Origin of the sequence: Geobacillus sp. LYN3, assembly GCF_003064505.1 — a bacterium.
In the GTDB taxonomy this organism is placed as follows: Bacteria; Bacillota; Bacilli; order Bacillales; family Anoxybacillaceae; genus Parageobacillus_B; species Parageobacillus_B toebii.
This window is the reverse complement of record NZ_QCWL01000001.1, coordinates 692,529-699,471: the sequence shown is the minus strand read 5'-3', so window position 1 is coordinate 699,471 and position 6,943 is coordinate 692,529. Positions and strand designations below refer to the sequence as shown.

Sequence of the window (6,943 nt, the reverse complement as noted above, 5' to 3'; positions counted from 1 at the left end):
GGCGATTCATCTCCCACTTACTCCGCTTCGCTTCGTTGAAGTGGTAGTCTTCTCGCCTAATTAAGATAAAATAAGGTTCTTTCTCTTTTTCTACAATATCCACAATTTGTGGATAAATATATTCACAATGATTATTTTTTGATAAAAAATTTGTTTCTACTATTCCAAACAATTACAAGAAGACCTGTTCCAATAAATCTGTCCAAAACTGCTTTCCATCTCGTCCTTCCTTTCACTTCCATCAACGAGAATAATCAAATTATACAAGGACTTCTTTCAAAATATATCTGAAAGAAGCCCTTCCCACCGCTTAATCTAGCTCTAAACTTGGATCCGCGTTTAACGCCATATCTGCGCGTTTGCCTTGTTCAAACAAAACAGTTCCTGCCGCCGCAATCATCGCCGCATTGTCGGTACAAAGCGATAAAGGCGGAATAACCAATTCGATATGGTCTAATTCAGCCATTTTTCGCTCCAACTCCGCTCGTAATCCTCTGTTTGCGGCGACTCCGCCCGCAAGCAGCACTTGACGGACATTATATTCTTTTGCTGCGTTGACGGTTTTGGTCACAAGCACATCGATTACGCTCGCTTGAAAGCTGGCTGCCATATCTTTCGGGTCGATGATTTCTCCACGCTGATTCGCGTTATGAAGCGTGTTTAATACCGCCGATTTCAACCCGCTGAAGCTAAAATCATATGACCCTTCTTCCAGCCATGCACGAGGCAAATCAATGGTCGCCTTTCCTTCCTGTGCAAGACGGTCAATATGCGGTCCGCCCGGATAAGGAAGGTTTAATGCCCTCGCCACCTTGTCATACGCTTCTCCCGCCGCATCGTCTCTCGTTTCGCCGATGACTTGAAACTTGCCATGCCCCTCCATGTACACAAGCTCCGTATGTCCTCCTGAAACCACAAGAGATAACAACGGAAATTTCATTTCCGTAACAAGCCGATTCGCGTAAATATGCCCGGCGATATGATGAACGCCTACAAGCGGAAGACCATGGGCAAACGCTAACGCTTTCGCCGCGTTCACACCAATCAAAAGAGCGCCGACTAATCCTGGACCTTGCGTCACTGCAATAGCACTCAACTGTTGAAACGAAACATCCGCCTTACGCATCGCTTCTTCAATAACGAGCGTAATCTGCTCGACATGGTGGCGCGAGGCGATTTCTGGTACGACTCCGCCAAATCGTTTATGGCTTTCCATTTGGGAAGCCACAATATTAGACAAAATTTCCGTTCCATTTTTCACAACTGCCGCCGCGGTTTCATCGCAGCTCGTTTCAATTCCAAGAACATATATGTCATGATTCATGATAATTTCACCCACATTACAAGAGCATCTTCTAAATTATCTGGATAATAATGTCTGCGGATACCGCCATTAAGAAATCCTAATTTTCGATATAAAGATTGGGCTACATGATTAGAAACACGAACTTCTAATGTCATGGTGACAGCCCCAAGTTGCTTTGCTGTTTCCATTAATTTGCGCATTAGCGCTTCCCCTAATTTTTTACCGCGATATTCAGGCAATACAGCTACATTTGTAATATGCGCTTCATCAATGACGACCCACATTCCCGCATAGCCAATGATGCGGCCGTTATGTTCCATTACGATATATTTGGCATAACGATTATAAACAAGCTCATTATAAAATGCTTCTCTGCTCCAAGGAGACGTAAAAGAAGCATGCTCCACTTGCAATACTGCATCAATATCATTTAAGGTCATTGAGCGAAATCGAATTTTCATCCCCATATTTGTTTTCCCCTTTTTGCTTGGCAAGCCATTTTGCTTCTGCCTCGGCAAGGCGAACGTAATTAGGCACAAAAGTATGAACATCCTCTTTTTCTTTATTTTTTCCAAGCAGCGCTAACTCACCTGGGCGAGGCAATTGTAACGAAGACGGCGCAAATTCCGCAAAATCGCCAAGTTGTTGCTGAAACGTTTCTTTATATAAGGCGATATCGGCTCCGATAAATAACACTTTCTCCTGTCTTTCCTGCAGTTTGTGCGCCCATTCATCGGCCAAAACGATTCGGTCACTTTCTATACACTCTAGTTGTACGCCGTTATAGCGATATAATCCTGTATAAATTTGACCTCTTCTCGCATCAAAAAACGGAGCGATAACACCCGAAAAATACCTTCCGTTCGCTGCTAACACTTCAAGGCTAGATACTCCTACAATCGGGATCTTTAATGCCCATGCTAATGTTTTTGCAATCGTTACTCCGATGCGCACTCCCGTATAAGACCCGGGCCCTCTCGCAACAACAATTAACTCTAGTTCACTGGGAGATACACCGCAATCTTTCAATAAAGACTGGATTGCCGGCATTACGCGCGTGGAATGGTCTTTCTTTATATTTGTCACTATTTCTCCTTTTACGATATCGTCTTCCACTAATGCGACTCCCATTACCATATTTGATGTATCAATCGCTAATATTTTCATGACTCTAAAATCCCCTTACATAACTGTTCATATCGTTCTCCGATTGGTTCAATCACTAATTTTCGCTCATCATTCCCATGGTGAAACAGATAAATGTTCAATCTTTCCGGTGGTAGCTGTGGTTCGATAAGATGTGCCCATTCGATGACAGTGACACCATCACCATGAAAATATTCGTCAAAACCGAGATCCTCCATTGTATCTTCTAAACGATACACATCCATATGATAAAGGGGGAGACGCCCTTTATATTCCTTCACAATCGTAAAAGTAGGACTGCTAACCGTTTTCCTTACTCCCAATCCTTTGGCTAATCCTTTTGTAAACGTCGTTTTTCCCGCGCCTAAATCCCCTTCTAACGTAATGACATCTTTTGCTTTTAACTGTTCTCCAAATCTTGAAGCAAGATGCATCGTTTCCTCAGGAGAGTGCATAATCAGTTCATAACGTTTCATCACGTTTCACCTTTACATTTTTATAATGATAACCTTCGCTTCTGAAATTTTATCATATTCTTATCACTTGTTACCACTTTCCCTGCTAATATTTAATATTGTTGAAAAGAAGCATCTATGTCTCTACACAATGACTAAAGTTATCGGCTTCCTTCGTCAATCTTCTTAAAGGATGAGTCCAACCTGCAGTAAGCTAGTTGCACATCTAAAAAAAATAAAAAAACCCTAGGAAGCCACTTCCTAAGGAGAAATAAAAAAACGAAACAAGGCTGTTTCGTTTCCTACGCAAGAATTTTATCTTAATTAGGCGAGAAGACTACCACTTCAACGAAGCGAAGCGGAGTAAGTGGGAGATGAATCGCCTTAACTATATTTTGCTGAAAATAGGATATATAAGTTGCAATTTTGTTTTACATGGCATTGTTCGCTCTTCTTGTCACCGTGCCAGCTTGTCAGGTGATAAAGACGGGACATGGAGATCGGAAATTCTTTATTACAACCTATATATATAAATCCAGTTTGAAATTCCGACATGTTTAATCAACCTGCATCCTTGTCTATACTGCTCCTAAATGAGTAAATCAAAGGAGCGGAAGAAGAATGAGGAAAAAAGGATTACAAATTACAAACGATCATGGTTGGACGATCGAACGTCTCCAAGAACAGGAACGCAAAATGAAAAAGGCGAACATGGCAAAACGAATTGCAGTCATTCGTCTGATTATGCAAGGCTATTTGGGGATCCAAGTCGCTGAGCTCTTGAATCTCCACCGTGAGACCGTTTCGATTTACGTGCAAAAGTTTAATCAAGGTGGGATGGATGCGCTATTAGAACGTCGATACGCCCCGGGCAGAAAGCCGTATCTATCTCCAGAAGAAGAACGGGAATTAAAAAAAATGCTGGAAGAAAGCACTCCTGCCGATGAAGGATACGGCATTGAAACGGGCTGGAATACCCGGATTATTCAACATGTGTTAGAAGAGAAATTTTCTGTCACCATGTCCCGTGGCGGTATTGGTGATATGCTTCATCGATGGGGATTTCGCTATACACGCCCTACGTATACCCTCAAACGGGCCAATCCACAAAAACAAAAAGAGTTTCAACAGGAGATGGAACTCATAAAAAAAACTTGTCCGACAACATGGTCATCATCTATGAAGATGAAAGCCATATTCGGGATTACCAAACTCTACGGGCCACATGGAGTGTGAAAGGGCGTCAAAAACAAATCCCTACGTATGGACATCACGCAACCGTTAGCTTATTAGGNCTGTATGGAAACCAATCAATGCAATGCACAGGCTTTTCTGCAATTTCTTCAATACACATTGGACCAGTATCCGGATAAACATGTCGTGATGGTCTTGGATAACGCAAAAATTCATCGCGCCAAAATTCTTCAGCCTTTTCTACATGAGCACGAAGAACGGTTGACTTTGATATTCTTACCTCCGTATTCACCGAATTTAAATTTGGTCGAACGGATTTGGGGATGGCTGAAAGAGAGCGTGATTGCCAATCGGTTTCATGCCAATCGAAAAGAGTTGCGGGAATCGATTGTTTCGTTCTTGGAGCATCTCACTCAATTTCCAGAAAAAGTGCTCCAACGCATTGGACAGATAGTTATGTCGGAAAATTAATCTGAATCTATATAGAAAAACAGGTAGACTTTGAGACATTTTTTGCAGAAGCTCCGCGATTAAATCCGAACCGGGTTTTGATTAAAGGAGTAGTATGTGGTGTTCGAGTAGAGGAGATTGAAGATCCGTTGATGCAGAACATTCGTTATCTGGATAAGTTAATAGATGAGTTAGCAAAGGGAAAATCCATGGAGAAAATCTTGAGAAAATAATCATTGAATTTCACAGAAAATGTAAACACCAAATAAACTCGTTCCACTCAAAAAATAACCGTTCATCAAAAGAAATCAAGCTGGGCTTCGGATGATTTTACTGGAAAACGAAACAGTCCATTCCACGGTCTTTATTTGTAAAAGCGGGAGAGAGGAATAGAGAGAAAAACATGGATCGATCAGAGAAAAACGAATAAATATGTGGTGAAACCAAAAGGGAGGGAACGGGAGAAACGCTCACGTTCTTCCCTTTTTCTTTTTCTGAAAATCAAAATAAAGTGGATTCATTTGAAGAAAAATCATGGGAGAACGAACGAGTGGAGTTTAATAAATTATATTGAAAAAGGCTCCACTTCTTCAAAATCAACATTCATTCCTGCTGGATACGGTGCTTCTCTATACTCAGAATGATCCACAGAAAAAGAATTAAATTTGCTGAATAGCCATAAAATATACCGATGGAAAATTTCATGCTTTTATACTTAAGTAAAAAGTAAATGACATCATTTACCTAATCCGGATTTCGTGAAATCATTTCCGAATTTCGGGTTTTTTATTATGTTTAAGAGATCTAACAAACGAAGAGTTATCTTCATATTGTTAGGATGTTGCTTACTTATTCAAATTAAAATATATTTGGGAAAACACAAAACTTATTTGGAAATAAATTTGAGTTAATGTATAAAATGAATAAAATCGTTTTTTATTCGATTTCAAATGTTGTAAAAGTAAAAGTATATAATATATTCATAAAAATAGTTAACATCAACAGGAGATTAGAATGGAGGAGCAAGTAATGCTAAAGATTGAATATCCAAAGCCCAGAGACTGGAATACGAAGGCCTTCGCAATGCCCAATATACCTAGAGGTAAAAATGGTTATCAAGAATCATTAGAAATAATTTTAAAATCTTTAGAGAATAATATGTCTTACAACACTATTATTACAATTCCTGGTAGTAATAGACAAATGACATTAGATAAACTTTGTATTGCTCTGAGACCAAGTGGGATTGTGTATAAAAACAAAAATGGATGGGGAATTTCATCAGAAGCCAAAACTTGGCTAGAATTGAGAGATGATTTGTATCTAGCAGCACTTCTTAATGCAAATATACGTTTTTTCTCCGAAGTACTTGCAATACTACAAGTTCCACATACAGCGAGTGAAATTTTAAATATCGCAAATGAAGATTATAAATTAAGTTGGAAAACTAAAAATGAAGTGAATGCTAGATTAAAATGGTTGCTAGATTTAGGTTTAATTGTTTATAAGGATTTTTCAATGAACTATTCCATTACAGAATTAGGAAAAAAGTTTCTTGAAATAGCGGGGTATGTAAAACCAGATGAATTAGTTAAGAATATCGATCCGACTTTAGAAGAAGAAACCATTCCAATTTCAAAATGGGCTTATAAATTATGTGAAATGGAAAAATCGGAACTTTCTTCACGAAAAATTAGTATTGGATATATACCGGGAAGTATAGAAACTATGCATAATACCATTTCAGATTACTTATTATTGATGAATTCACCAACCGAATTGTCTATAATTATTGAATATTCAAGAAAAAATTATCAAATTTCAGAATCCTCAACCAGATCATTTATTTCGGCTTTAGTTAATATGGGTTTTGTAGAAAGGAAGACAAGGACATTATTTCAAATAACAGAATTGGGTAATAGATTTCTTTCAACTAATTCAACACTTGACTTTGCTTGTTGTATTCATAACAAGTTTGCATTTGTTTTTGAAATATTAAACGAGCTTAAAGAAAAAAGTTTGGATGCTAAGAGTCTTGCGGTTACTGCCAAAGTATCTTATGAATTCCCAGCCGAAAATATTAGTGAAATTCATAAACGATTACATATTTTATTAAATGCCCAACTTATTCAAGAAGCAGGGGGGAATTCATTTGGTTTAACAAAACGCGGTGAAAAGTTTTTGCAAGAAATAAATGTTTATCTTATTAGGCGAGAAGACTCCCACTTCAACGAAGCGAAGCGGAGTAAGTGGGAGATGAATCGCCTTAACTATATTTGCTGAAAAAGGATAGATTCAGTAAAATATAGTATCATATAGTTAGGTAGCGTCAAAAGTTCTATGAAAACTCCACACAGATCATCCCATTGAGCATCGTGGGGCATGCGGAGGG

At 38.8% G+C, this 6,943-nt stretch carries 7 protein-coding genes and 1 pseudogene; 4 read left to right on the top strand and 4 right to left on the bottom strand.

The features are described 5' to 3' along the window. Positions 1 to 310 precede the first annotated feature (310 nt). From tsaD to tsaE, 4 genes are read right to left on the bottom strand one after another with little or no spacing between them, the layout of a single operon-like run. Positions 311 to 1,324, bottom strand: a complete 1,014-nt coding sequence (tsaD, locus tag DCC82_RS03675; RefSeq protein WP_097354104.1) for a tRNA (adenosine(37)-N6)-threonylcarbamoyltransferase complex transferase subunit TsaD — start codon at positions 1,322 to 1,324, stop codon at positions 311 to 313. Next, positions 1,321 to 1,773, bottom strand: a complete 453-nt coding sequence (gene rimI / locus DCC82_RS03670; RefSeq protein ID WP_012748970.1) for a ribosomal protein S18-alanine N-acetyltransferase — start codon at positions 1,771 to 1,773, stop codon at positions 1,321 to 1,323. Before rimI ends, tsaD begins: the two co-directional genes overlap by 4 nt. Then, the gene (gene tsaB, locus DCC82_RS03665) at positions 1,733 to 2,473 is read right to left on the bottom strand and encodes a tRNA (adenosine(37)-N6)-threonylcarbamoyltransferase complex dimerization subunit type 1 TsaB (protein ID WP_097354105.1); all 741 of its coding nucleotides are present in this window, start codon (positions 2,471 to 2,473) and stop codon (positions 1,733 to 1,735) included. Before tsaB ends, rimI begins: the two co-directional genes overlap by 41 nt. Then, positions 2,470 to 2,928, bottom strand: coding sequence for a tRNA (adenosine(37)-N6)-threonylcarbamoyltransferase complex ATPase subunit type 1 TsaE (tsaE, locus tag DCC82_RS03660; protein WP_012748968.1), 459 nt, complete (start codon positions 2,926 to 2,928; stop codon positions 2,470 to 2,472). Before tsaE ends, tsaB begins: the two co-directional genes overlap by 4 nt. 600 nt (positions 2,929 to 3,528) lie before the next feature. Between tsaE and DCC82_RS17945 the strand changes: the two genes are divergently transcribed. The 4 genes and pseudogenes from DCC82_RS17945 to DCC82_RS03645 all read left to right on the top strand — a co-directional run bounded on the left by DCC82_RS17945 (position 3,529) and on the right by DCC82_RS03645 (position 6,834). Continuing rightward, on the top strand, positions 3,529 to 4,143 hold the full coding sequence (locus tag DCC82_RS17945) for an IS630 family transposase (RefSeq protein WP_233252919.1): 615 nt from the start codon (positions 3,529 to 3,531) through the stop codon (positions 4,141 to 4,143). 63 nt (positions 4,144 to 4,206) lie between these two features. Next, entirely contained in the window at positions 4,207 to 4,572 is a 366-nt protein-coding gene (locus tag DCC82_RS17940; RefSeq protein WP_097354106.1) for an IS630 family transposase, read from the top strand. Positions 4,573 to 4,583: 11 nt separating this feature from the next. Next, a pseudogene (locus DCC82_RS03650) lies at positions 4,584 to 4,784 on the top strand (DUF2200 family protein); the annotation flags it as partial. A 781-nt stretch (positions 4,785 to 5,565) separates the two neighbouring features. Beyond that, positions 5,566 to 6,834 carry a hypothetical protein gene (locus tag DCC82_RS03645; protein WP_108430247.1) on the top strand — a complete coding sequence of 423 codons (1,269 nt, stop codon included), beginning with the start codon at positions 5,566 to 5,568 and terminating at the stop codon, positions 6,832 to 6,834. Positions 6,835 to 6,943: the final 109 nt, after the last annotated feature.